Below are 23,815 nucleotides of genomic sequence, written 5' to 3' on the forward strand. Positions count from 1 at the left end.
GATGCGGCCATAGGGTCGCTGGCCAAGATGGCTTCCGCAGCGTGAGCCCCAAACACAGAAGCGGTCTTTGATGACCATATGTGGACGGCTCCCCCTTGCAAGGGGCTAGGCAAGAAAATGATCGGATCTTTGCTTCCATATGTCCGGCCTGTTGATGCGGCCATAGGGTCGCTGGCCAAGATGGCTTCCGCAGCGTGAGCCCCAAACACAGAAGCGGTCTTTGATGACCACTGGTTGCCACGGGTTTTCTCACGCCATGGATCGATCGATCACACCATCTGCTCTATTACTTGCAAGCCACGACCTCAGCTCGGCACGAGAGCGTCAAATGTCAGCGCATCGTGCCAGGCTAAGCTCAAACAGCAGCTGCGCCGGGTTGCTGCAGAAGGCGCTTATAGTGTTCGCCGCTGACCATCAGTTTCCAGGCAATCCGCGCAATCTTATTGGCAAGGGCCACCGCTGCGAGTTTCGGTTTTTTGCGCTCCAGCAATTCACGTAACCAAGATGAGGCATTCTTCCCATTGGTCCGCCGGGCATGCGACACGACTGCGGTCGCGCCAACCACCAGCGTGCTTCGCAAGACCTCATCGCCAGCGCGTGTGATTCTGCCAAGCCTTGTTTTTCCACCGGTTGAGTGATCCCTGGGCGTCAATCCGATCCAGGCCGCAAAGGCTCGACCCGATTTGAACAGATGCGGATCAGGCGTTTTCATCATCAGCAGCGCTGCGCCGATCGGGCCAACGCCCGGAATTTTCGCAAGACGCTGACTGCATTCGTTGGCGCGGTGCCATGCCATCACCTTGCCCTCAAGCTGTTCGATTTCACCTTGCAATTCAGCATATTCCTTTGCGTGAAGGGCAAACAACTCGCGCGTCAATGTGGGCAGGCTTTCGTCCGCAGCGATCCGATCAAGGAGTGCCTCAATCCGGCACATGCCTTTGGGCGCCGTGATCCCAAACTCGGCAGCATATCCCCGGATCGTATTGGCGAGCTGTGTGCGGTTCCGGATAAGTCGTGCCCGCATTCCAATCAGCATCAACGCTGCCTGCTCTTCCTCGCTCTTGAGCGGGACGAACCGCATTGTAGGCCGACTCATCGCTTCACAGAGGGCTTCCGCGTCGGCGGCATCGTTTTTCCCGCGCTTGACATAAGGCTTCACGAGCTGCGGCGCGATCAGCTTCACTGTGTGTCCCAGACACGAGAGCACCCGCCCCCAGTAATGGGAGGCGCCACAGGCCTCAATCGCGATTTCAATCGGGGGCAGTTTCTCAAAAAACTTTACCATCTCCCGGCGGGATAGCTTCCTGCGCAAAACAGGCTGCTCCTTCGCGTTTACACCGTGCAATTGGAAAACACTTTTTGACGTGTCCATGCCAATACGGATAATTTGTTCCATGGGTGGCCTCCTCTGTGAATTCTGCAACGACTTCACCTTGGCACATCGCGATGCCGTTGGGAGCCGTCCACCCCATCACAGAAGAAATCCGCGACAATGTTGCTTGAAAGCCAATTCTTACACTTCCATGAAAACTTTCTTCATACAGCATAATGTCGGCTGTAAGGTTTTTGAGTTCGGAATCAATTCTTCTGCCTGCAATAATAAAGCGTTCACAAATAGGATCTGGAATCAGACCTCCTTTGTTTCTAATAAAAAGTTTCATACCCAGAATATTTTCTAATTCCAGGCAAGATTTTGAAACAGCAGCTGGCGTGATATTAAGACGCTCTGCAGCCAGGCGAATGCTTTTGGTTGCAACCAGCATTTCTACCAGCCGAAAATGGCGTAATTTCATATGTATGCGTAGGTCAGGCAGTTTAGCCACCTTCATCATTCCAGCGGAATCCCTTATCAAGGTTAAAATTTAGCATACCAGACATATAAATTTATTTTAAGCTGTCGTTTTGAAAAAACCAAACCGTTGATGGATGACAACTTTTTTTCAATTTCTGTTTGTTAGCAAACCCTCTACATTTACCATTGTGAAGAGTTTAACCATCCGCTGTCCTTATTGATTCCGCAGATGGAAGCTTCACCCACAACAGACAATTTGTTTGAATAATCTTTAAGGAAATAACCCGAATGACAGGCGTTACAAGCGGCGTATTATGGATTGATGGGGCCGTAGGTGGGCAAGGCACCATCCCGTCAGGTCCAAATAATACATATTATGGGGATACTTTTTCGTCTGTCATTATTGAGGCTGGCGGTTCGTGGACAGGCACCCACATCATCGATAGTGGCGCCTCCGTTACTGTATATAATAATGGTATCATTAGTGGTGGTGCCGTTCTTAACGGCGGCTCCATCGTTTCGTATAATAATGTCTCGGGTGGTTTAACTTTTAACTGGGGTTCTGCCGGGGGCCGTCTGGAGTTAAAAAGCGGCGCCATTGATCGTAGTGAATCCCCTTTAGCCGGCAGTGCCTCTATTATCGTTGATGATGGCGCCAGCCTTTCCAACGTGGTTTTGCAGTCTGGAAACAGCTTACTCATTAGCGGTGGCGGCAGCCTCACCAGCGCGACAATCAATACCGGTGCGACAGCAACGTTTTCAGCCGGCGCCAGCGAAACCAAAGTTACGCTTAATGGTGGGACGATTAGCGCCTACAACTCCCCTCCACATTTTATGTGGGGTTCTACGGCGTGTCGTCAGTTAAGCCCTGAGAGTGGCACGTGAGGGTTGTACTTTGTGTCTGCGTGTGCTGACTGTTTTCCCGTTTTTTTGGGGAGACAGACAGATGCGGCGCTATAGTTTACGCGATGACCAGTGGGAGCGGATAAAGGATCTTCTTCCTGGTCGAGAAGGCTATGTCGGCGGCACTGCGGTGAACAACCGTCTGTTCGTGGAGGCGGTGCTGTATCGCTATCGCGCGGGTATTCCATGGCGCGACCTTCCTGCCCGTTTCGGTGACTGGAAAAACGTGCACCGGCGTCTGCGCCGCTGGTGTGAAAGCGGCGTCATCGAACGGATATTTCGTTATCTGGCCGCTGATTACGACAACGAATACATGATGATCGACAGCACAATTGTCCGAGCGCATCAGCATAGTGCCGGAGCTCTCAAAAAAGGGGCACGGATCAGGCCATCGGACGATCACGAGGCGGGCTAACTACAAAGATCCATGCCATCTGCGACGCTCTGGGCAATCCAGTGGAACTCGGCATCACACCGGGACAGGATGCCGATATCACCCAGGCAGAACCACTTCTGGAAAACATCGAACCGGATGCTTTCCTTGCGGACAAGGCGTATGACGCGGACAGGTTGATCGATCGGCTGATACAGCGCGGGATTACCCCGGTCATCCCGCCAAAACGCAACAGAACGACACGACGGAAAACCGATTTTTCTCTCTACCGCGAACGGAACCTTGTTGAGAGGTTCTTCAATAAACTCAAGCAGTTTCGCGCTATCGCAACCCGCTACGATAAACTGAAATCGACCTTCCTCGCAGCCGTGCAGTTCGCCTCAATCATCATCCTGCTTAACTGACGACACGCCGTAGTGGCGGCACACTTGTTTTAGGAAGTGGTGCGTCAGACACAAACGAAACCCCCTTAGCCGGAAGCGCGACCATTATCGTACAGTCTGGCGCACAGCTTTCAAATACCACTCTGCAATCTGGCAATAATCTTGCTATTCAAAGCGGCGGTGTTGCTACCAGCACTGTGGTTTCCAGCGGTGCTGGTGTAGGTGTAGGTGTTTACGGCTCGGCTTCTAACACAACTGTTAGTGGCGGCGGTGTTATAGAAATTACCTCCGGCGGCACAGCCACAGGCGGTACCATCAATGGTGGCTCTGCCTATGTTGATGCAAATGGTGTTCTGAACTCAGCGACAGTTGAAAACAGTGGCCTGGCAGTCGTGAGTGCTGGGGCTTCCGCCAACAATGTTACGGTGGAAACAAATGGTTCCCTCGCTGTAAACAGTGGTGCCGTTGCGTCCGGCACGATCGTGTCCAGCAATGGGGGGCTGGCTGTCGCTGGCACGGCTTCCAACACAACCGTTAATAACAGCGGTGTTATAGAAATTACCTCCGGCGGCACAGCCACAGGCACGACCGTTAATAGCGGTGGTAATGTTTATGCAGATGCCAACAGCATTCTGGGCACAACCACCGTTGCCAATGGCGGGCAGATCAGTGCTGCTAGAGCATAATCCGATCAGTCTGGTTCATATCCAGCGGCGGTGAAGCACGCGGCGGCCTGGCGATGAGAGATATCGTCAATTGCTCCACAGACGGTATTTTGAAGAGCGTCGAGGGTTCGCGGTGCCACCCGTCTGATCCACGCCTTCATTTTGGCGAAGATGTTTTCGATCGGGTTGAAATCAGGACTGTAGGGCGGCAGGAACAACAACCTGGCGCCGACTGCCTCCACAGCCTCGCGGGCAACGGCTCCTTTATGGGCGGGCAGATTGTCCAGAATGACGACGTCTCCCGGTGATAAGGTTGGAACGAGCACCTTGCGGGTATAGGCGGCAAACCATTCGCCGGTCATTGGGCCGTCCAGCATCATCGGTGCTGTCATGCCGGAGAGGCGCAGCCCGCCGATGAACGTCGTGGTTTTCCAGTGCCCGTGGGGCACGGACATCCGACAGCGCGTGCCCCGTTGTGACCGCCCCCGCAGGCGAGCCATCTTCGTTGAGACGGCTGTTTCGTCGATGAAGATCAGACGGGTCGGATCAAGGTCAGGCTGGCTGTCAAACCAGGCCTCGCGCTGCTGTGCGACGTCGGGCCGTGTCTGCTCGCTGGCGTGCGCCGTTTTTTTTGATGGTCATGTCGTGACGGTCGAGACAGCGCCAGATCGTGCTCGGCGCAAAGCGGACACCGTGTTCCGCTGCAAGTGTCTCCGCCAGTTCGACAAGGGAAATATCGGCCTTTGTTTCAATCGCGGCCAGCAGGAAGGTTGACCACGCTTCAATCCGGTGAGAACGGCGATCGCCGCCCTGTTTAAGCGCATGGTCACGACCGCTGGCCTGCCACTCAGCAACCCAGCGGATAACGCTCGACGAAGACACACCAAAACGAACCGCCGCCGCACGACGGGTCATGCCAGAGGCAACAGCCGCAATCGTGCGGCGGCGAAGGTCAGCAGACAGGGCTCGGGTCATACGGGCCGGCCTCCATACCGGCACATAGTATGAATCAGATTTCGACCAGTATGGGAATCTTAAAATGAACCTATTAGATCGGATTATGCTCTAGCGGCGCAACCATTTCCGGCACCGTCACTATTGAAGATGGTGGTTCTGCAACTATCTGGAACAACGCTGGCGGTTCTGTAGACCTGCAGGGTGACACCACCACTGGGCTGGTTATCTCTGGCCTAGCATCTGGCGGCACGCTCCACACTGTTATCAGCGGGTTCAATGGTGCTTCTGCAAGCAATTCGGACAGCATTGAGCTGGCAGGCGTAAAAGCGGCAGATGTCTCTGCTGTAACCTATCCCAGTGCAGATCAGGTGCAATTGACCCTGAGCAATGGCAACAACATCACGTTGAACATTGTTGGTGTCAGTAATTATGGCTTCACGCTGGCCGATGGCTCTGATGGTTGGCTGAATTATGAAGTCTGCTTCCTCTCTGGCAGCATGATCCGTACACCAGAAGGCGATGTGGCGGTTGAAAACCTCCAGATTGGTGATCAGGTTGTTGCGTTTGATTGGAAGAACAACAAGGAAGTCACCCACCCCGTGGTCTGGGTTGGTAAAACCCATGCAACAGTGCGCGCTGGCCTGCTGGATGATGAGGCAGGATACCCTGTTCGTATTCTGAAAGATGCCATTGCAGAAGGCGTACCCTACAAGGACATGCTGATTACGCCAGAACATTGCCTGTTCTTTGAAGGCAAGTTTGTGCCTGCTCGTATGCTGGTAAATGGTGTTTCTATCTTCTACGACAAATCCATCACGTCTTACAATTACTACCATGTGGAAACAGAACAGCATTCTGTTATCACATCTGATGGCATGCTGACCGAAAGCTATCTGGATACAGGGAACCGCCGTTCCTTCCGTCAGGAAGGCTCCGTTGTCACACTCGGTGGTAAAACCCGCTCTTGGGAAGATGATGCCGCAGCCCCGCTGTGTGTTGATCGCGCATTTGTGGAAGCACTTTTCCGCAAACTGGAATGCCGGGAAAATAGTGTTATCAGCCGTGAAGTTCCTGTTCTCACGCAGGAACAGACCAATGATCCTGACCTGCACCTGATTACACAAACAGGCGCAGTTATTCGCCCAATGCGCCACAACGGCCAACACTACAGCTTTATGCTGCCTTCCGGCATCCAGTCTGTCCGCATTATCTCACGCGCCAGCCGCCCGGCTGATGTTATCGGGCCGTTTGTGGATGATCGCCGTTACATGGGGGTTGCTGTTACAGATATACACCTGCTTTCTACCAAGCAGCAGTATGATATCACAACACATCTTCAGGCTGAAAAGCCCGAAGGTTGGCACGCTACCGATTGGACCGATTGCGCATGGACCAATGGTAACGCTGTGCTGCCTCTTGGTGAGCATCTGCGCCATGGCAAAATGGGTATTCTTTCCATGACTATCCGTGCTGCAGGCCCCTATCTGATCGATGATCAGAAAATGGTAGAAACAAAAGCACGCTCTGCTTAAAATAAAAGTATCTCTCTCTTACGGCGTGTCGTCAGTTAAGCAGGATGATGATTGAGGCGAACTGCACGGCTGCGAGGAAGGTCGATTTCAGTTTATCGTAGCGGGTTGCGATAGCGCGAAACTGCTTGAGTTTATTGAAGAACCTCTCAACAAGGTTCCGTTCGCGGTAGAGAGAAAAATCGGTTTTCCGTCGTGTCGTTCTGTTGCGTTTTGGCGGGATGACCGGGGTAATCCCGCGCTGTATCAGCCGATCGATCAACCTGTCCGCGTCATACGCCTTGTCAGCAAGGAAAGCATCCGGTTCGATGTTTTCCAGAAGTGGTTCTGCCTGGGTGATATCGGCATCCTGTCCCGGTGTGATGCCGAGTTCCACTGGATTGCCCAGAGCGTCGCAGATGGCATGGATCTTTGTAGTTAGCCCGCCTCGTGATCGTCCGATGGCCTGATCCGTGCCCCTTTTTTGAGAGCTCCGGCACTATGCTGATGCGCTCGGACAATTGTGCTGTCGATCATCATGTATTCGTTGTCGTAATCAGCGGCCAGATAACGAAATATCCGTTCGATGACGCCGCTTTCACACCAGCGGCGCAGACGCCGGTGCACGTGGAGGGATCGAAGAACTCTTGATTGATGTGCTTGGCCGGTAATTTCTGGGTTTTGGCGATTTGATTGACGGTTTTTGCGATGGCGTCCAGTCTGCGTTTTGAGCAGATTGGGAGTTGTCTCTCGCTGGATGGCTATGCGCTCGCGTTCAATCTTTCGAGGAAGAGGAGGCGGCGCATATTGTAGACGATATTGGCGAGCCCGATCCTCATGGTGGCTCGACTGATACCGACAGTCCGGACAAACAGCCCCGTCTGTGACTTCTGATCGGCAAAGACATGCTCGACACGCGAGCGGATGACCGACTTTCCAGCATTTGATTTCTGGATATGCCGGGGCATAGGGTTGAGATGCGGCTTTTTGCGATGAACCTTGGAGACAAAGCCCTGCTTTTCCATGAAGTCTTCGTTGGCTTTTGAGCGATAGGCCGTGTCGGCCCAGACACTTGAGGCCGTATTGGTTTTATCCAGAAGCCCCTCTCTCAATCGCGCGCCATCACTGGCAGCGGCATGCGTTGTTTTCCATTTGCGGATGAACCGGTATTTCCGATCGATGGAAACATGCGATTTATAGCCAAAGAACGGGATGGCGAGATCGCTGGATGGCATGGTTCCATCATCCTGCCGCTTCGCCTTCGTGAACTTCAGTGTCCAGCGCGCATGACGATCCTTATGCGACCTCTTTGCGGGCTTGTCCTGCCAGTCTTCTGGAATACGTCCTGCCCGGAGATCCGCTTTCTCAGCGTTCGTATTGCGCTGCTTTGGAGCAGCCACCAGTGTTGCATCCAGGATCTGGCCGGACATCGGGAGATAACCGGCGTTCCGCAGGGTCGCGTCAAATCGGTCAAACAGCCTTTCAATGGCACCCGCCTGTGTCAAACGCTTTTGACACAGCCAGACCGTTTTGGCATCCGGCACGCGGTCCGACAGCCCCAATCCCAGAAAGCGCATGAACGACAGGCGGTCGTTGATCAGATACTCTGTCCGCTCATCAGACAAATTGTTGAGCGTCTGGATCACCAGGATCTTGAACATCAGCACAGGATCAAATGGCGGTCGTCCGCCCTTGCTTCCATCGGAATACGCCAGGGCCTTGTCCAGATCAGGACGGAACGCTTCAAAATCCACAGTCCGGGAAAACGCTTCGAGCTGATCGCCAAGCCCACTCAGCCGGGCAAGACGCTCTTCAACATCAAAGAAACCAGACTGCTTCATATCGCCATTCCCTCAATCAACGCAGAAGAAATAGAATCATACAGAAGACCTCAAAACCAGGGGGTTTTTAGAACCCTCCACGTTTTTCCAGTCACCGAAACGGGCAGGAAGGTCGCGCCATGGAATACCGGCGCGATAGCGATACAGCACCGCCTCCACGAACAGACGGTTGTTCACCGCAGTGCCGCCGACATAGCCTTCTCGACCAGGAAGAAGATCCTTTATCCGCTCCCACTGGTCATCGCGTAAACTATAGCGCCGCATCTGTCTGTCTCCCCAAAAAAAACAGGAAAACAGTCAGCACACGCAGACACAAAGTACAACCCTCACGTGCCACTCTCAGGGCTTAACTGACGACACGCCGTAGGCCAGCCTGAACAAACGCGCGAAACTGTAGCTGTAAAAGCCGGATATCATATACTGGATAATCTGGAAGCTTATGCAGTGGCCACTTATGCGCACCGGCATGCAGAATCATTCCAAAATTATCGCACAGCCAGTTCTTTGGATAATTATCCAGCCTACGCTGCCATTTATCCAAATGGCTATTCCCCTGTCATGACAATGGATGAAAATGACTGGGAAGTAACCGCAGGCCTACGTGGCGAAATTGATAACTGGCACTGGGATTTCTTCTGTGATGGGGTGGACGGCTCCCAACGGCATCGCGATGTGCCAAGGTGAAGTCGTTGCAGAATTCACAGAGGAGGCCACCCATGGAACAAATTATCCGTATTGGCATGGACACGTCAAAAAGTGTTTTCCAATTGCACGGTGTAAACGCGAAGGAGCAGCCTGTTTTGCGCAGGAAGCTATCCCGCCGGGAGATGGTAAAGTTTTTTGAGAAACTGCCCCCGATTGAAATCGCGATTGAGGCCTGTGGCGCCTCCCATTACTGGGGGCGGGTGCTCTCGTGTCTGGGACACACAGTGAAGCTGATCGCGCCGCAGCTCGTGAAGCCTTATGTCAAGCGCGGGAAAAACGATGCCGCCGACGCGGAAGCCCTCTGTGAAGCGATGAGTCGGCCTACAATGCGGTTCGTCCCGCTCAAGAGCGAGGAAGAGCAGGCAGCGTTGATGCTGATTGGAATGCGGGCACGACTTATCCGGAACCGCACACAGCTCGCCAATACGATCCGGGGATATGCTGCCGAGTTTGGGATCACGGCGCCCAAAGGCATGTGCCGGATTGAGGCACTCCTTGATCGGATCGCTGCGGACGAAAGCCTGCCCACATTGACGCGCGAGTTGTTTGCCCTTCACGCAAAGGAATATGCTGAATTGCAAGGTGAAATCGAACAGCTTGAGGGCAAGGTGATGGCATGGCACCGCGCCAACGAATGCAGTCAGCGTCTTGCGAAAATTCCGGGCGTTGGCCCGATCGGCGCAGCGCTGCTGATGATGAAAACGCCTGATCCGCATCTGTTCAAATCGGGTCGAGCCTTTGCGGCCTGGATCGGATTGACGCCCAGGGATCACTCAACCGGTGGAAAAACAAGGCTTGGCAGAATCACACGCGCTGGCGATGAGGTCTTGCGAAGCACGCTGGTGGTTGGCGCGACCGCAGTCGTGTCGCATGCCCGGCGGACCAATGGGAAGAATGCCTCATCTTGGTTACGTGAATTGCTGGAGCGCAAAAAACCGAAACTCGCAGCGGTGGCCCTTGCCAATAAGATTGCGCGGATTGCCTGGAAACTGATGGTCAGCGGCGAACACTATAAGCGCCTTCTGCAGCAACCCGGCGCAGCTGCTGTTTGAGCTTAGCCTGGCACGATGCGCTGACATTTGACGCTCTCGTGCCGAGCTGAGGTCGTGGCTTGCAAGTAATAGAGCAGATGGTGTGATCGATCGATCCATGGCGTGAGAAAACCCGTGGCAACCAGTGGTCATCAAAGACCGCTTCTGTGTTTGGGGCTCACGCTGCGGAAGCCATCTTGGCCAGCGACCCTATGGCCGCATCAACAGGCCGGACATATGGAAGCAAAGATCCGATCATTTTCTTGCCTAGCCCCTTGCAAGGGGGAGCCGTCCACATATGGTTGCCGTCCGTTATGCAAGAGTTTTCTGACCCATATTGACGTGTGATCGTGTGCGGTCTTCTGTAAGGCCTGTTGATGTGGCCTTTCAGAAGCCACTGGCCAGTATGGTGATCAGCGGATCAGATCCAAATCTCACAGGCGTGCTTTAAAGCACAGAGAAATCCACTGGTTTTTCCGATCCGGATCAGACGATCATGCGCCCATTCAGGTCATCGCCCTCTCACACCCCTACCGGTTCCATCCGCGGGAGCCGAGCCATCGCTCAGGCTGCCACGGACAGGGCCGGATCCCGATAATCCTCCTGTTTTGTTGCCATGGCCCAGATGGCTCGTGCCATCCTGTTGGCCAGCGCAATGGCTACCAGCATACGGGGCTTGCGGGCCAGCATCCGTGCCAGCCAGCTTCCCGGTGCAGGGGCCTTAGGCTCAGGACTCATAGCCAGAACAAGACGGTTGCGGCGAGGCAGACTGCGGAGAAGAAGACGGTCGGGCATCTGTCATAGCGTGTTGCGACCCGTCTCCAGTCCTTGAGCCTGCCGAACATGATCTCGATACGGTTGCGTCTTTTGTATTTCCGTTTGTCGTATTTGACCGGTTTTGCGCGAGATTTTCGACCAGGAATACAGGGTTTGATCCCTTTCTCCTCCAGGGCCTCTCTGAACCAGTCAGCGTCGTAGCCCCGGTCTGCCAGCATCCATTCGGCTGATGGGAGACTGTCCAGAAGGGCAGCGGCACCAGTATAATCACTGATCTGACCTGCTGTCATGAAGAAGTTGAGCGGACGTCCGTTCCGGTCAGTGACAGCATGCAGCTTCGTATTCATCCCGCCTTTGGTCCGCCCGATCAAACGGCCTGGGCCCCCTTTTTTAACCGCAGGCTCGAAGCCGTGCGATGGGCCTTGAGATAGGTCGCATCAATCATGATTGTCTGAGGCTCTGCCTTGCCAGTAGCCAATCCCTCCATCATGCGGATGAAGATCCCCATAGCACTCCAGCGCTTCCAGCGGTTGTAGAGCGTCTTGTGTGGACCGTATTCCCGGGGGGCATCACGCCAGCGCAGACCATTTCTGTTCACGAAAATGATCCCACTCAACACACGACGGTCATCAACGCGAGGTTTGCCATGGCTCTTCGGGAAAAAGGGCCGCAGACGATCCATCTGTTCCTCGGTCAGCCAATACAGGTCACTCATCTTCAGTCTCCTCACAGAGGCTGAATCAGATTTCCGCAATCAAATCAATGGGTCCTGAGCCTAAAGACCGCGCAGAAGCAGCAGATAACGGGTGCCCATCGGGCAGCAAACCTTTTGCCATGGACATGGGCAGGAACGGAATGCCAGTCTTTTCAACGAGATCACGAATAGCTATGTCTGCCTGCGCATAAGCGGCGCCTTTCCCCAACAGGATTAAAGGGCGCTTTGCCGTAGCCAACAGACTGGCTGCACGTTCAATCGCTTCATCCGTTGGACGCTGCGGAGCCGTTGCATCAACAACCTTAACCAAGGATGCCTGCCCGACTTGAGCATCCACTGTTGCACTCAGCACGGCTGCGGGCAGATCAAGATACACAACACCAGGGCGCCCAGAGACTGCTGTACGGATGGCACGCGCCACCCCGGTGCCTATATCTTCTGACCGATCAATCCGATACGCAGCTTTTACAAAAGGTTTGGCCGCATTCATTTGATCAAGTTCTTCGTAATCCCCTTGCTGAAGATCAACAATGGCACGGTTACTTGATCCGCTGATCAGAATCATTGGAAAGCCGTTTGTGTTGGCATTTGCTGCTGCCACAAGACCATTTAAAAAACCGGGGGCAGATGTTGTTAAACACACACCCGGCGTTTTTGTAAGATACCCACTAATTGCTGCGGCATAGCCTGCAGGCTGTTCATGACGAAAACTAATGAACCGCATACCTTCAGCTTGGCTAAGGCGAGCTAGATCCGTAATCGGAATACCGACAACACCAAACATTGTGGAAATATTGTTGAGCTTGAGGGCTTCAATAACAAGATGGAAACCATCTGTCAGAGTGCTTGGCGTTGTCTGGTCTGTCATAATTTTTTCCTCGTTCCTGCATGGAGGATGCTCTAAGGCAGAACCATGCAGGAATTTATATCTGGTAGATTTAACACTCTAAGATGCAGTCACTTTTCACAATGGCTGCGTTATGCGCTGGTAATTTTCTTATCACGCAGGTTTTTGATTTCTTCAGCCGTGTAACCTAGTTCAGCCAGCACCTCATCCGTATGCTGCCCTAGCAAGGGGGCTGCCTTGATTTCGGGCGTGAAACCGCTGAATTTAATTGGATTAATCGTCAGGAAAGAACCGCGCTTCGGCTGCTGCACTTCAACAATTGTTCCAGATTCACGCAGATCTGGAGCCTCGGCAATTTCTTTCATGGACAACACTGGTGAACAAGGCACACGATACTTGGCCAGATGCGCCACTGCTTCATATTTTGTTTTATCCGCAATAGCTTTTTCAATCGCGGCAAAAATTTCAAACATGTGCGTTTCACGGGCTTTTGCCGTATTGTATTTGGGATCCGTCGCCCATTCAGGTTTGCCTATAGCATCACAGGTTGGGCCCCAATCCTGTTCTTGCACAGTGCAATAAATATAGGCGTTATCGTCAGTTTCCCAGCCCTTGCACTTCAAGATCCAGCCAGGCTGACCACCGCCGCCAGCATTCCCGCCACGAGGCACTGTGTCTCCAAATTTGCCATTTGGATATTGCGGATACTCTTCCAGATATCCTACACGTTCCAACCTCTGCTGATCACGCAGCTTAACACGGCATAGGTTCAGCACAGCATCCTGCATAGAAACGCTGATTTTCTGGCCCTTCCCTGTCCGTTCACGGCCAAACAGAGCTGCCAGCACGCCAATCAGCAAATGGTTACCGGTATTACTATCACCCAAAGCTGCTGCACTTACCAAAGGTCCATTATTATTACCCGGTGCCTGACCATCAACAAGTGGCGTACCATTCCAATAACCAGTTGTGGATGTTGCACCGCCTGCACATTGTGCAACATTTTCATATGCGCTCACCCCCGCCCACGGGGAATTATCACCAAACCCTTTAACTGTGCCGTAGATCAGACGAGGATTAGGGCCTGTTAGCACTTGATCCAGTCTGCGGCTGCAGCGATGTGTATGACGGCCAGGAACGACGCTGCGGTTTTCTCGTATCTGGTTGCGACAGCGCGCCACTCCTTGAGGCGAGCCCAGAGGTTCTCGACAAGATGTCGACACCGATAGGCCCATTTTGGGCAGGCGACCGGCCCATCGCGTCGTTTCGCAGGAATGGCGGGCCGGGCTCCCATGTCCCATATCCGTTCACGAAAGGCATTCGACGCATAGCCCTTGTCCGCCACTACCCACAGGGGAATGGCGGGAAGGTTGTCGAGCATGGCTGGTGCCAGGGGCAGTTCATGAGCCTGTCCGGGGGCCAGCGCAAAACCGAAGGCTTTTCCATGTCCATCAGCGATCACGCAGACTTTCGTGCCATAGCCGCCGCGAGAGCGGCCAAGTGCTTCACGATGGTCCCGCTCTTCGAAAGAGGCCCCTTTTTTGGGCTCCCGCCGCCTTGTGGTGAGCCCTGATGTTCGTACCATCCAGAAAAGTCATTCCGAACGCCACTCCCTGTTGTTCCTGAACCAGTTCGAGCAGGCGTTCCCATACGCCGAGTTTCGCCCAGCGGATGAAAAGCTGCGCCGCCCGCCACCATGGACCCAGTTCAGCGGGGATGCTCCGCCATTTCGCGCCATTCTCATGACGCCAGAAAATTGCTGCTATCGTACGCCGCAGATCATGGGGCGGCGTCTTGCCCCTTGGGCGAACCGCCTCAATCAGAGGTTCCCAGATCGCCCATGTCTCGTCCGTAAAGGTGCCTGTTCTGTCTCCTTCTTCCATCCCTACAATATGGGAAGAAATTCAAGATCTAACAGGCCCTAAGCTGCTGTAGGTATTCCCATGTAAACCCCATACGCTCCATGGCTCCGGGGCGGAAATTTTCAAGCAGAATATCAGCCCACTTGATGCACTTTTCAAATACCGCCTTACCTTCTGGCGTTTTTGTATTCAATTCAACAGAACGCTTGTTGCAATTCAGCATCGTAAAATAGAGTGCATCCGCATCCGGAATATCCCGCAACTGGTTGCGCGTAATATCGCCCACACCTACACGCTCAATTTTAATGACATCCGCGCCATACCAAGCCAGCAACTGCGCGGCAGATGGAACCGACTGCACTCCCCCAAAATCAATAACCTTAATACCATCGAGAGGTTTAGAATTTTCTGATGTCGTGCTCATAGTTTTACCTTCCATCAGCTATCTATTGAGCAACGGCTGGTAATTTTATAATTACCAAGCGCGCGCCATTTATTAGCGTACTGCAATAAGTATCATAGGATGGGACGGTAATCTTTTGATACATATCAAAAATTTGATAAATTATTTATTATATATGCGTTTTTTATAATTATATTATTAAACAATTATACGATCAAGGCATTGTCCAGTTTCGAACACTCACAAGGAGTATAAACCACACGAATATTGCCTGTTTGCTTATAAGTCATACCCGCCAGAATAAAAAATGGGTGTAAAATTGTAAGGAACTTTTTTACAAAAATAACGTTATCTTATGGCTGAATTACCTTATGAAGGATCATTCAAATTAACGCCATAACAATCATTTCCAGATTAGCATTTTTTGTGGCGAGTGTGTTTTTAATAATATTAGCCACTCTCCTCATTATATCTGGAACGATAGGTCTTGTTTCAGCCTTCATAGTCTCTCTTGATGATGGGAGAGAAGAAATCGTTCAGGCCATTAGTTACGTCGTTATTGCTATTGCTGTTTTTGATGTTGCAAAATATTTTATTGAAGAAGAAGTACTGCGGCCCAAAGAAAAGCAATCATTAGGTGAAGCTCGAATCAGTCTAACCAAATTCATGACAACGATCATTATTGCAGTATTTATTGAAGGATTGGTTGGCGTTTTTGAAAGAAGTGGCAAAGCTCCAGAAGATATTCTTTATCCTGCTGCGTTATTAATAGTCGCCACATTTATGGTGATTGCTTTAGGCGTTTACCAAAAATTCAGCGTGAGTGCTGAAGGCGAAAAAAAGAAAATGACATTCCATAACGTTCGATGCAGAATTAGCTTGCATCTTAGTACCCTCCTATTCTGTAATGATCGATACATAATGGGGAGAAATACGACATGGCAGAATTTTCAGGCAAAAAGGCTCTCGTCATTGGTGGCAGCCGAGGGATCGGAGCCGCAATCGTCAAACGTTTAGCTAAAGAAGGTGCATCAGTACGCTTTACATGGGCAGGCTCACGCACAAAAGCCGAGGATCTTGCCCGCCAAACTGGAGCAGAAGCTATTCAGGCAGATGCAACCGACCGTTCAGAAATGCTTTCTGTCACGCGGAATGCTGGCCCTACCGACATTTTCGTCTTCAACGCCGGGATATGCATTGCTGGCGACCCATTGACACTCAATCCTGATGACGTCGATCGCATGATAGATATCAATATTCGCGCAGCCTATCATTGTACGGTTGAAGCAGCCCGCTCCATGCCGGATGGGGGGCGAATCATTCTGATAGGTTCTACAAATGCCAATCGCGTACCCTTCAAAGGTTTGGCTGCTTACAGCATGACAAAATCTGCCCTACAAAGCATGGTTCGCGGCTTAGCACGGGATTTTGGCGACCGCCATATCACCGTAAATGTTATCCAGCCCGGACCAACGGATACGGATATGAACCCAGCCAATGGCCCACAAGCAGATCTCATGCATAGCGTTATGGCTATCAAGGAGCATGGCTCCGCAGATGATGTTGCAGCTTATGTGTCGTTTCTAGCCAGCAACGCGGCACGTGGCATTACTGGAGCTATGCAGACCATTGATGGTGGTTTCAGCGCGTAATTCTGGCAATCTACTTCCGTATCAATTAGTATAGAAAGAGTTTCACACGAACGGAGACAAGATATGGCCCGGACAGGACGGCCGCGCGAGTTTGATCGGGACAAAGCGCTGGATGCTGCGCTAACGCTGTTCTGGACGCAGGGTTATGAGCCGACGTCACTAAATCAGCTCAAGGCCTGCATGGGTAATATTTCGCCTGCCAGTTTTTACGCTGCGTTTGGCTCCAAGGAAGCGCTGTTCCGTGAAGCTGTGCAGCGTTATCTGGAAACTTACGGGCAGGTTATGGCGCCCCTATCGGATGAAACACTTGCACCACGTGATGCCATCGAACAGACATTGCGACGATCCGCCCGCATGCAGACAACACGCTCTCATCCTACTGGGTGCCTGATTGTGCTGGGGGCCTGCAATTGTTCACCAGAAAACCAGTCTGTGCAGACGCTTTTAGCTGCTGAACGAGAACGTACCCGAAAGGGCATAAAAGCTTGTGTAGATCGGGCTGTGGCAGATGGAAAGCTGACAGCCTCACCCACAACCGAAACGCTCCCTACCCTGTTCACAACTTTTTTCCACGGCATGGCCTGCGAAGCCAGAGATGGTGACAAAGCCAAGAAACTGGATGCAGCCATTACAACGCTCATGCAGGTCTGGGACAGCCTCGCAGTAAAAAACGCCAAACGCAGTTCTAGCCATCAATAAGCTACTCCAATCTTTTCATCGGCTGCTCTTTCACTAATTTTATATGTATCAACCGTTCCATAAAATGTTGACGAACTACTCTATTTCTGTACCGACTGTTCCTTAAGTTTGGGAAGACACCCTACGCATCTGCTTTTTACAAACCTTGTCAAAGGAAAACGATCATGAACCAGAATTACGCAGCCCTTGTTACGGGGGCCAATCGCGGGATCGGATATAGTATCGCAAAACATCTGATTGCAGCGGGCACTAATGTGATTGGTACCTATCACGCTAATGAAGCCGAAGCTCAAGCGGCAGAAAGAGCACTCAGCACCGACAAAGCCAAATTGCGCATGCTGAAATTAGATATTTCAGACCATACCACTTTTGCCGCGTTTACTGCACAAGTCAGAAAACTTCTTGACGAAGAATTTGCTGGATCTACGTTAAAATATATTGTGCAGAATGCTGGCAACATCATCCACACTCGTTTTGATGCAGCAACGCCCGAACAACTTGATAATCAATACAACATTCACTTCAAGGGACCATATCTGCTGACAGTGGCCCTTCTGCCGCTGATTTGTGATGGCGGGCGTATTCTCAACATTACCTCGGCGGCCACACGCTTCTATTTGCCAGACCATGGGCCCTACTCGGCCATGAAAGGTGCGACCGAAGTAATCTCGCTTTACATGGCAAAGGAACTGGGGGAACGCCGCATTACCGTCAATGCTGTGGCACCCGGCGCCATAGCCTCGGATTTTGGCGGTGGGCTGGTACGCGACAACTCCGCGGTCAATAAAAGTCTGGCAGAGATCACACCTCTTGGGCGCGTCGGGCAGCCGGATGACATTGGTGCAGCCGTTGCAGCCCTTTTGTCTGACAACATGCACTGGGTGAATGGTCAGCGAATTGAAGTCACTGGTGGCCAGTCACTTTAATACAACCCAACAGCGATCAGGAAAATATGATGATAGACGTTATGGCTAGCAGCATTCTCAACGCACCCGTTACATCCGTCTGGCCCCTCCTCCGAGATTTCGGATCCATTGGGCAATGGTTACCGGGGGTGAAAAGCTGCCAGATTGAAGGGGATGATCCGGGCGATCGCGTAGGTGCTATTCGGCGGCTTGAGATGGACGATGTCGGCCTTATTCGCGAACAACTGCTTGCTCTGTCCGATACGGATTATGCCGTAACATTTTCGATCATTGAATCTGCACTCCCCATCTGGAACTATCGTTCAACGATCCGATTACTGCCTGTTACAGATGGTGACCGCACTTTTATCCGCTGGAAAGGGCAATTTGAGACTAATCCAGACCATGCTGCCGCAATGCAGGCACGAATGCCCACGCTGATTTACCAACCCGCATTTGATAAGCTGGAGGGTTCGAAAAACCCCCTGGTATTGAGGTCTGCTCTGTGATTCCATTTCCCCTTAGTTGATTGGGGATGATGAAAGATGAAGCAGCCGGGTTTCTTTGATGTTGAAGAACGGCTTGCCCGCTTGAGCGGGCTTGGTGATCAGCTCGACGCGGATTTCTCACACTTGAGGCAATTTCGGGTCATTTTGTAGAATTCAGTCATCCCACAGGAGCCCGATCTGGAATATTGACGATATTCTGCTTCTGGCGGCGGGTTCTGAACGCAGTGAGGGTGTCACGGCCTGAGAAGGCAGTGTTGGTGGAAGCTATGTGGTCTGTGCACTGTCTGTTTCTTCAGATGGCCTGCCGGAGCCTTCGCAATCGTGCATGAGCGAGGGCGAATTCATGCTGACAGGGGAACATGTCCGGCATGGACAGGACAATCCGACGGACGCTGAGCGTTACACGTGTCGCGATTTTGAGCAGTCGTGCGCGTATGGTGCCACAGGTCGCCGTCTCCAGGCTGGTCTGGCCAAGGGCCAGTCTTTGCAGAGCGGTCAGCAGGACATAGGCTGCGGCCGAGAACCACAGCCGGAGCTGGTTGGCCCGGATGGTGTGGGACGAGGTCCTGTCTGAGAACAGATCCATCTGGCATTCCTTGATGCGGTTTTCCATATCCCCGCGTGCGCAGTAAATCTGTTCGTAGAGATGGCGGGGGTCGGACATTCCCTGCGGTAGCGTGGTGACAATAAAGCGATGATAGCGGTTGCCGTGGCGCCATTCGGCCTTGGCCACGACCCGCCTGCGGCGCGTCCAGCTGTCCTTTGTGATCCAGTCAAAGGAGGCGAAACCGCGCGCAGCTCTGCCTGTCGTGGCGGCTTCGTCACGAACCTCAGCGGACAAAGAGGCAATCCGGTCATACAGGCGGGTGTTGCCTGCAAGCCCGAACAGGAAGTCAACGTGGTTGTCTTCGCACCATGTCATCAGACTGTCCCGGGCGAAACCGCTGTCCCCACGCACCAGGATACGCACCCGGGGCCAGCGGCTCCTGATCTGCTCCACGATCCGGCGGATGTCTGCCAGTGCTTCCTTCCCCGGGTCCCTGTCTGCCGTGCGCAGGGTAGCGCTGAGGAGATGGTCCCCGCAGAAGACATACAGGGGAAGATAGCAGTTATGGCCGTAATATCCATGAAAGGCGCGGCCTTCCTGATGGCCATGGATACGGTCATCGGTGGCATCCACATCCAGAACGATCCGGGCGGGTGCGTGCTCATGCTGGTCAAGGAAGAGCGTGACGAACAGGGTAGCCAGGGCCTCATGATCAGCAATGATGCGGCAGTAACGATCTGCCTTGTGCCCACTGCGCTCCAACCGGTTCAGCGTGGATTTTCCTGCCAGTGCCGCACAGTTGGCCCGGCTTCCTGACAGACGTCCCGATACCAGACCCATGACAGGATCATGACGTAAAGCGTCATGGTCATTAAGGTCTTCATAGCCCAGTGCCAGGCCCATGATCCGCTGACGGACAAGGTCTTCAACCCGGTATTCCACAAAGCCGGGATGCCGCTTATCGCGAAAACAGGCAGCAAAGCGGCGGCTGAGCCCCAGAATGTCATCAGCCTGCTTCACCAGAATGACGCCCCCATCCGAACTCATGCGACCCCCGTCAAAACGGGCTACAACACGCCGTCCACAGGAGGCTGGAAATTCATACGCGCCTGCGCTACACTCTGTCTGCATCGGGTTTTCTTATAGCTTACGAAAATTTCTTTTACACAAAATAGACTTTTTCATAATCTAACTCGATGTACAACCCTTCTGTGAGATTTCCGCGTCGAAGCATTTTCCCGGACTGTGGATTTTGAAGTCTTCCGCCCTGACCTGGAGAAGGCTCTGGCGTATTCTGACGGAAGCAAAGGCGGACGACCGCCATTTGATCCGGTGCTGATGTTCAAAATTCTGGTGATCCAGACGCTCAACAATTTGTCTGATGAGCGGACGGAATATCTGATCAACGATCGCCTCTCCTTTATGCGTTTCCTTGGTCTGGGACTTTCGGATCGGGTGCCGGATGCCAAAACGGTCTGGCTGTTCCGCGAGCGTCTGACCCAGGCGGGTGCGATCGAAGGGCTGTTCAACCGCTTTGATGCGACCCTGCGCAACGCCGGGTATTTACCGATGTCAGGCCAGATCCTGGATGCCACACTGGTAGCTGCTCCAAAGCAGCGGAACACCAACGCAGAGAAAGCCGATCTTCGGGAAGGACGTATTCCTGAAGACTGGCAGGACAAACCCGCAAAGCTGTCGCACAAGGATCGTCATGCGCGCTGGACACTGAAGTTCACGAAGGCGAAGCGGCAGGATGATGGAACCATGCCCTCCAGCGATCTCGCCATCCCGTTCTTTGGCTATAAATCGCATGTTTCCATCGGTCGGAAATACCGGTTCATCCGCAAATGGAAAACAACGCATGCCGCTGCCAGTGATGGCGCGCGATTGAGAGAGGGGCTTCTGGATAAAACCAATACGGCCTCAAGTGTCTGGGCCGACACGGCCTATCGCTCAAAAGCCAACGAAGACTTCATGGAAAAGCAGGGCTTTGTTTCCAAGGTTCATCGCAAAAAGCCGCATCTCAAGCCTATGCCCAGGCATATCCAGAAATCCAACGCCGGAAAGTCCGTTATCCGGTCGCGTGTCGAGCATGTCTTTGCTGATCAGAAATCACAGACCGGGCTGTTCGTCCGAACCGTCGGCATAACGCGGGCCACCATGAGGATCGGGTTGGCCAATATCGTCTATAATATGCGCCGCTTCCTCTTCCTGGAGCGGATCAGCGCGAATGCATAGCAATCCAGCGGGGGGCAGCACTCAATCTGCTCAAAACGCAGATCGAAAACGAACCCAAAAGTAGTCAATCAAATCGCCAAAAACCTGAAATCACCAGCCAAGCGTATCAATCAAGGGTTCTTCGATCCCTCCAGCTGGCAAACAAGCTTTTGGGCAAATAATCGCTGTCATTTCGACTGTAAATTAAGTCGATATCCAGTTAGTGAAAAAATCACATTTAGTAAGTTAGCCGTAACGTCCAGATAGATCATCTGTATTGATGCAATACAATGGAGTATACAGAAAATACATAGATAAAAGGACAGATTACAGAATGAAGATCATGAGAGCTGCCGTGGCCCTGGCTATTATTGCCAGTGCGAGTGCCTGCACATCTACGGGTGATGTTTCCATAAAACACACAACACTTACAGAAGTTAACCAGAATATTCATGATGGCCTGACAACTGTATCCCAAGTGTATCAGATTTACGGTGAACCCGGGCAGAAGGGTTATGAAAACGGCTATGAGTTCTGGGTTTATAGTTTTACGGCTGGCAGAGAAGATGGTCTCTCAATAGCTCAGGATGTTGTTGGGCTGGGTATGCTTGGAGAAAAATCAAACAACAAAAGCAAAACACTTACTATCGTATTTAACAACGGTATTGTGCTGAGCCATAGTTTTTCCACCTCAAATTTTAGCTCCAGCAGTGGCATAAGACAGTAACTTCATGCATTTTTTTCGCAGATGCACACCTGTTGGGACAGCTTCCTTTGAGAATATAGTCCACGGAAATGTGTTGATATATGCAACCTTGTAAATACGAATTGTCGAAGGCGGTAAAATGTTCGTATTTTCTTGCAAGACACAAAGCTGCATGTTCATTATCAGGAAGCCGGTAACCTTTATGATCTCTCCAATATTTAACCACCCCATCAGCAAACATCCGCAAAACACATTGTTTTCAGGTTTTTCTTCCCCATGAATAATCAACCGGTTTCCGATACCCAACGCCGCTTGGTTATGCTTTGCGCCGTGCTTGGAATTGTATTGGGAGGGCTGGATGGCGCCATTGCCAATATCGCCCTTCCGACCATTGCACGAGATCTTTCATGTAGCGAAACACTTACGGTCTGGATTGTTAACGGCTATCAACTCGCTGTTGCTGTTAGTTTGCTACCTGCCGCTGCATTGGCTGAATCTCTTGGCCTTAAAAGAATATATGGTTTTGGTCTGGCGCTGTTTACCGCGGCTTCTCTGGCCTGTGCGCTTTCTGGGTCTATTGGTCTTCTTGTTGGTTCACGCGTTTTACAAGGCATTGGCGGTGCCTGTATGGCTGCGCTAAGCGGTGCACTCGTAAGAAGCGTTTACCCGCGAGATCTTTTACATAAGGCCTTCGCAACAATTGCACTTGCTGTTGCCATTTCCGCTGCTACTGGCCCTACATTGGCTGCTGCAGTTTTATCCGTTGCTACGTGGCCTTGGTTGTTTCTGATCAATCTGCCAATCGGCCTTATAGCGGTGCCTCTTTTCCTACGGGTTGCGCCACATAGTCCTCGCCGTTCGTTTGCATTCGATTGGATGGGCGCTTTATTGAATGTTGGCGCTCTGGGGCTAGGCGTTCTTGGTGTTGATGCGTTAGGGCAAAAAGAACCCAGATGGGCTGGTATTGAAATCGGAGCAGGCTTTCTGTGCGCCATTCTGCTGTATATGCAACAGCGCCGCCAGAAGGCCCCTATGCTCCCCCTTGATCTTCTGGCCATTCCACTGTTTTCGCTCTCCATCCTTACATCTGTTTGTGCCTACGCAGCACAAATTCTGGCCTATGTTGCACTGCCATTTCTATTTCAAACCGTTATGCATCAGTCTGCCGTCACAACTGGCTTGCTTGTTACACCTTGGCCGTTGCTTGTTGCCGTGGCAGCCCCTTTTGCTGGACGGTTGGCCGCCCGCCACCCAGCATCTGTTTTAAGCAGTATTGGGCTGACTATTCTGGCCGCTGGATTAACCATGTTGAGTATTATGCCTGCACACCCAGCATTTTGGGATGTTGCTTGGCGTATGGGGTTATGCGGCATTGGGTTTGGCTTCTACCAAACACCCAACAACCTCACGGTCATGACTTCTGGCCCAACAACTCGCAGTGGCGCTGCCAGCGGTATGCTGGCTGTAGCCCGCACAATGGGCTGGGCGCTGGGCTCAGCCTTGGTAGCATTGGTTTTTGGTTTGTCGGAAGGAAGTTCTGGGGCCGTTCATTGTCTTGAACTGGCAACAGTATTTGCCCTTACTGGTGCTATCCTGAGCGTTTCACGCCGTGCCATTCGAGATGAGCATCATCACCAAAAATCATGAGATGTTGTGCCATTCAGTTGATAAACCTCTCCCTGTCCGCAAAAACCTACGCACATCATGCCTTCTACAAGACAATATAAGGCCGACCACGCCAGAAGGCATGATGGCATTAGCATCTGATTTTTTCAGAGACAGTTATGAAAAAATCAG

The 23,815-nt window shown here is 52.2% G+C and carries 20 protein-coding genes and 8 pseudogenes; 15 read left to right on the top strand and 13 right to left on the bottom strand.

Features of this window, described 5'->3' with window-relative positions; genetic code table 11:
- Window positions 1–355 precede the first annotated feature (355 nt).
- Window positions 356–1,372: an IS110 family RNA-guided transposase gene (locus tag A4S02_RS05920; RefSeq protein WP_228142503.1), complete on the bottom strand. Its 1,017-nt coding sequence runs from the start codon at window positions 1,370–1,372 to the stop codon at window positions 356–358.
- The gene (locus tag A4S02_RS16055; protein WP_228142480.1) at window positions 1,269–1,832 is read right to left on the bottom strand and encodes a LysR family transcriptional regulator; all 564 of its coding nucleotides are present in this window, start codon (window positions 1,830–1,832) and stop codon (window positions 1,269–1,271) included. Before A4S02_RS16055 ends, A4S02_RS05920 begins: the two co-directional genes overlap by 104 nt.
- A 248-nt stretch (window positions 1,833–2,080) precedes the next feature.
- On the opposite strand from A4S02_RS16055, the gene A4S02_RS05930 reads away from it, so the two are divergent.
- The 3 genes from A4S02_RS05930 to A4S02_RS05945 all read left to right on the top strand — a co-directional run bounded on the left by A4S02_RS05930 (window position 2,081) and on the right by A4S02_RS05945 (window position 4,158).
- On the top strand, window positions 2,081–2,677 hold the full coding sequence (locus tag A4S02_RS05930) for a hypothetical protein (RefSeq protein WP_070323232.1): 597 nt from the start codon (window positions 2,081–2,083) through the stop codon (window positions 2,675–2,677).
- A gap of 61 nt (window positions 2,678–2,738) precedes the next feature.
- A protein-coding gene (locus A4S02_RS14960) for an IS5 family transposase (protein WP_087651418.1) occupies window positions 2,739–3,493 on the top strand; the annotation gives its coding sequence in 2 pieces (ribosomal slippage) (window positions 2,739–3,078 and window positions 3,078–3,493; 756 coding nt in all).
- Window positions 3,494–3,669: 176 nt separating this feature from the next.
- Window positions 3,670–4,158 (top strand): AIDA repeat-containing protein, encoded by a 489-nt coding sequence (locus tag A4S02_RS05945; protein WP_070323233.1) that lies wholly within the window; start codon window positions 3,670–3,672, stop codon window positions 4,156–4,158.
- 5 nt (window positions 4,159–4,163) lie between these two features.
- Here A4S02_RS05945 and A4S02_RS14965 read toward each other — a convergent pair.
- Window positions 4,164–5,112 (bottom strand): IS630 family transposase gene (locus A4S02_RS14965; protein ID WP_249023703.1). Its coding sequence is split into 2 segments (ribosomal slippage): window positions 4,164–4,773 and window positions 4,772–5,112, totalling 951 coding nucleotides; the frame shifts between segments, so codons are not numbered across the junction.
- 89 nt (window positions 5,113–5,201) lie between these two features.
- On the opposite strand from A4S02_RS14965, the pseudogene A4S02_RS05960 reads away from it, so the two are divergent.
- Window positions 5,202–6,626, top strand: a pseudogene (locus tag A4S02_RS05960) (Hint domain-containing protein); the annotation flags it as partial.
- A 31-nt stretch (window positions 6,627–6,657) separates the two neighbouring features.
- On the opposite strand, the pseudogene A4S02_RS14970 reads toward A4S02_RS05960, so the two are convergent.
- The 3 genes and pseudogenes from A4S02_RS14970 to A4S02_RS05975 all read right to left on the bottom strand — a co-directional run.
- Window positions 6,658–7,232: pseudogene (locus A4S02_RS14970) on the bottom strand (IS5 family transposase); the annotation flags it as partial.
- A 131-nt stretch (window positions 7,233–7,363) separates the two neighbouring features.
- Window positions 7,364–8,443, bottom strand: a complete 1,080-nt coding sequence (locus A4S02_RS05970) for an IS5 family transposase (protein WP_070323235.1) — start codon at window positions 8,441–8,443, stop codon at window positions 7,364–7,366.
- Between the two features lie 81 nt (window positions 8,444–8,524).
- Window positions 8,525–8,707 (bottom strand): annotated as a pseudogene (locus tag A4S02_RS05975) (transposase); the annotation flags it as partial.
- Window positions 8,708–8,806: 99 nt separating this feature from the next.
- On the opposite strand from A4S02_RS05975, the pseudogene A4S02_RS05980 reads away from it, so the two are divergent.
- Both A4S02_RS05980 and A4S02_RS05985 read left to right on the top strand, forming a co-directional pair.
- Window positions 8,807–9,073 (top strand): annotated as a pseudogene (locus A4S02_RS05980) (TonB-dependent receptor); the annotation flags it as partial.
- 86 nt (window positions 9,074–9,159) lie between these two features.
- A complete protein-coding gene (locus A4S02_RS05985; protein WP_012813095.1) occupies window positions 9,160–10,200 on the top strand; it encodes an IS110 family RNA-guided transposase in 1,041 nt (346 codons plus the stop codon).
- Between the two features lie 543 nt (window positions 10,201–10,743).
- Here A4S02_RS05985 and A4S02_RS05990 read toward each other — a convergent pair.
- The 6 genes and pseudogenes from A4S02_RS05990 to A4S02_RS06025 form a co-directional block, all read right to left on the bottom strand.
- Window positions 10,744–10,929 (bottom strand): annotated as a pseudogene (locus A4S02_RS05990) (IS110 family transposase); the annotation flags it as partial.
- A protein-coding gene (locus A4S02_RS14975; protein WP_099046885.1) for an IS5 family transposase occupies window positions 10,914–11,671 on the bottom strand; the annotation gives its coding sequence in 2 pieces (ribosomal slippage) (window positions 10,914–11,350 and window positions 11,350–11,671; 759 coding nt in all). The pseudogene A4S02_RS05990 and the gene A4S02_RS14975, both read right to left, overlap by 16 nt.
- Before the next feature lie 25 nt (window positions 11,672–11,696).
- Window positions 11,697–12,539 (bottom strand): thiamine pyrophosphate-binding protein, encoded by an 843-nt coding sequence (locus A4S02_RS06005; protein WP_228142481.1) that lies wholly within the window; start codon window positions 12,537–12,539, stop codon window positions 11,697–11,699.
- A gap of 110 nt (window positions 12,540–12,649) precedes the next feature.
- Entirely contained in the window at window positions 12,650–13,612 is a 963-nt protein-coding gene (locus tag A4S02_RS06010) for a formyl-CoA transferase (RefSeq protein WP_228142482.1), read from the bottom strand.
- Window positions 13,606–14,401, bottom strand: a protein-coding gene (locus tag A4S02_RS14980; RefSeq protein WP_208858925.1) for an IS5 family transposase whose coding sequence is annotated in 2 segments (ribosomal slippage) — window positions 13,606–14,062 and window positions 14,061–14,401 — 798 coding nt in all. Because the reading frame shifts where the segments join, the coding sequence is not laid out codon by codon here. The genes A4S02_RS06010 and A4S02_RS14980 overlap by 7 nt, the downstream gene beginning before the upstream one ends.
- Window positions 14,402–14,429: 28 nt before the next feature.
- Window positions 14,430–14,804 (bottom strand): CoA transferase, encoded by a 375-nt coding sequence (locus A4S02_RS06025; protein ID WP_070323238.1) that lies wholly within the window; start codon window positions 14,802–14,804, stop codon window positions 14,430–14,432.
- Window positions 14,805–15,179: 375 nt separating this feature from the next.
- Here A4S02_RS06025 and A4S02_RS14985 point away from each other — a divergent pair.
- The 6 genes and pseudogenes from A4S02_RS14985 to A4S02_RS16385 all read left to right on the top strand — a co-directional run.
- Window positions 15,180–15,629, top strand: a pseudogene (locus A4S02_RS14985) (hypothetical protein); the annotation flags it as partial.
- 92 nt (window positions 15,630–15,721) lie between these two features.
- Window positions 15,722–16,435, top strand: a complete 714-nt coding sequence (gene bdcA, locus A4S02_RS06030) for an SDR family oxidoreductase (RefSeq protein ID WP_070323239.1) — start codon at window positions 15,722–15,724, stop codon at window positions 16,433–16,435.
- 63 nt (window positions 16,436–16,498) lie between these two features.
- Window positions 16,499–17,134 carry a TetR/AcrR family transcriptional regulator gene (locus tag A4S02_RS06035; RefSeq protein WP_070323240.1) on the top strand — a complete coding sequence of 212 codons (636 nt, stop codon included), beginning with the start codon at window positions 16,499–16,501 and terminating at the stop codon, window positions 17,132–17,134.
- A 164-nt stretch (window positions 17,135–17,298) separates the two neighbouring features.
- Window positions 17,299–18,060: an SDR family NAD(P)-dependent oxidoreductase gene (locus A4S02_RS06040; protein ID WP_070323241.1), complete on the top strand. Its 762-nt coding sequence runs from the start codon at window positions 17,299–17,301 to the stop codon at window positions 18,058–18,060.
- Window positions 18,061–18,089: 29 nt separating this feature from the next.
- Entirely contained in the window at window positions 18,090–18,548 is a 459-nt protein-coding gene (locus A4S02_RS06045) for an SRPBCC family protein (RefSeq protein ID WP_070323242.1), read from the top strand.
- 36 nt (window positions 18,549–18,584) lie between these two features.
- Window positions 18,585–18,689 (top strand): annotated as a pseudogene (locus A4S02_RS16385) (IS5/IS1182 family transposase); the annotation flags it as partial.
- 151 nt (window positions 18,690–18,840) lie between these two features.
- Here the strand turns inward: A4S02_RS16385 and A4S02_RS06050 are convergent.
- Window positions 18,841–20,226, bottom strand: a complete 1,386-nt coding sequence (locus A4S02_RS06050) for an IS1380-like element IS1380A family transposase (RefSeq protein ID WP_070323243.1) — start codon at window positions 20,224–20,226, stop codon at window positions 18,841–18,843.
- 93 nt (window positions 20,227–20,319) lie between these two features.
- Between A4S02_RS06050 and A4S02_RS06055 the strand changes: the two are divergent.
- The 3 genes and pseudogenes from A4S02_RS06055 to A4S02_RS06065 form a co-directional block, all read left to right on the top strand.
- Window positions 20,320–21,333: pseudogene (locus A4S02_RS06055) on the top strand (IS5 family transposase); the annotation flags it as partial.
- Window positions 21,334–21,592: 259 nt separating this feature from the next.
- Entirely contained in the window at window positions 21,593–22,039 is a 447-nt protein-coding gene (locus A4S02_RS06060) for a hypothetical protein (RefSeq protein ID WP_019087990.1), read from the top strand.
- A 255-nt stretch (window positions 22,040–22,294) separates the two neighbouring features.
- Entirely contained in the window at window positions 22,295–23,665 is a 1,371-nt protein-coding gene (locus A4S02_RS06065) for an MFS transporter (RefSeq protein ID WP_070323244.1), read from the top strand.
- Window positions 23,666–23,815: the final 150 nt, after the last annotated feature.

Source organism: Acetobacter ascendens, assembly GCF_001766235.1.
Taxonomy (GTDB): domain Bacteria; phylum Pseudomonadota; class Alphaproteobacteria; order Acetobacterales; family Acetobacteraceae; genus Acetobacter; species Acetobacter ascendens.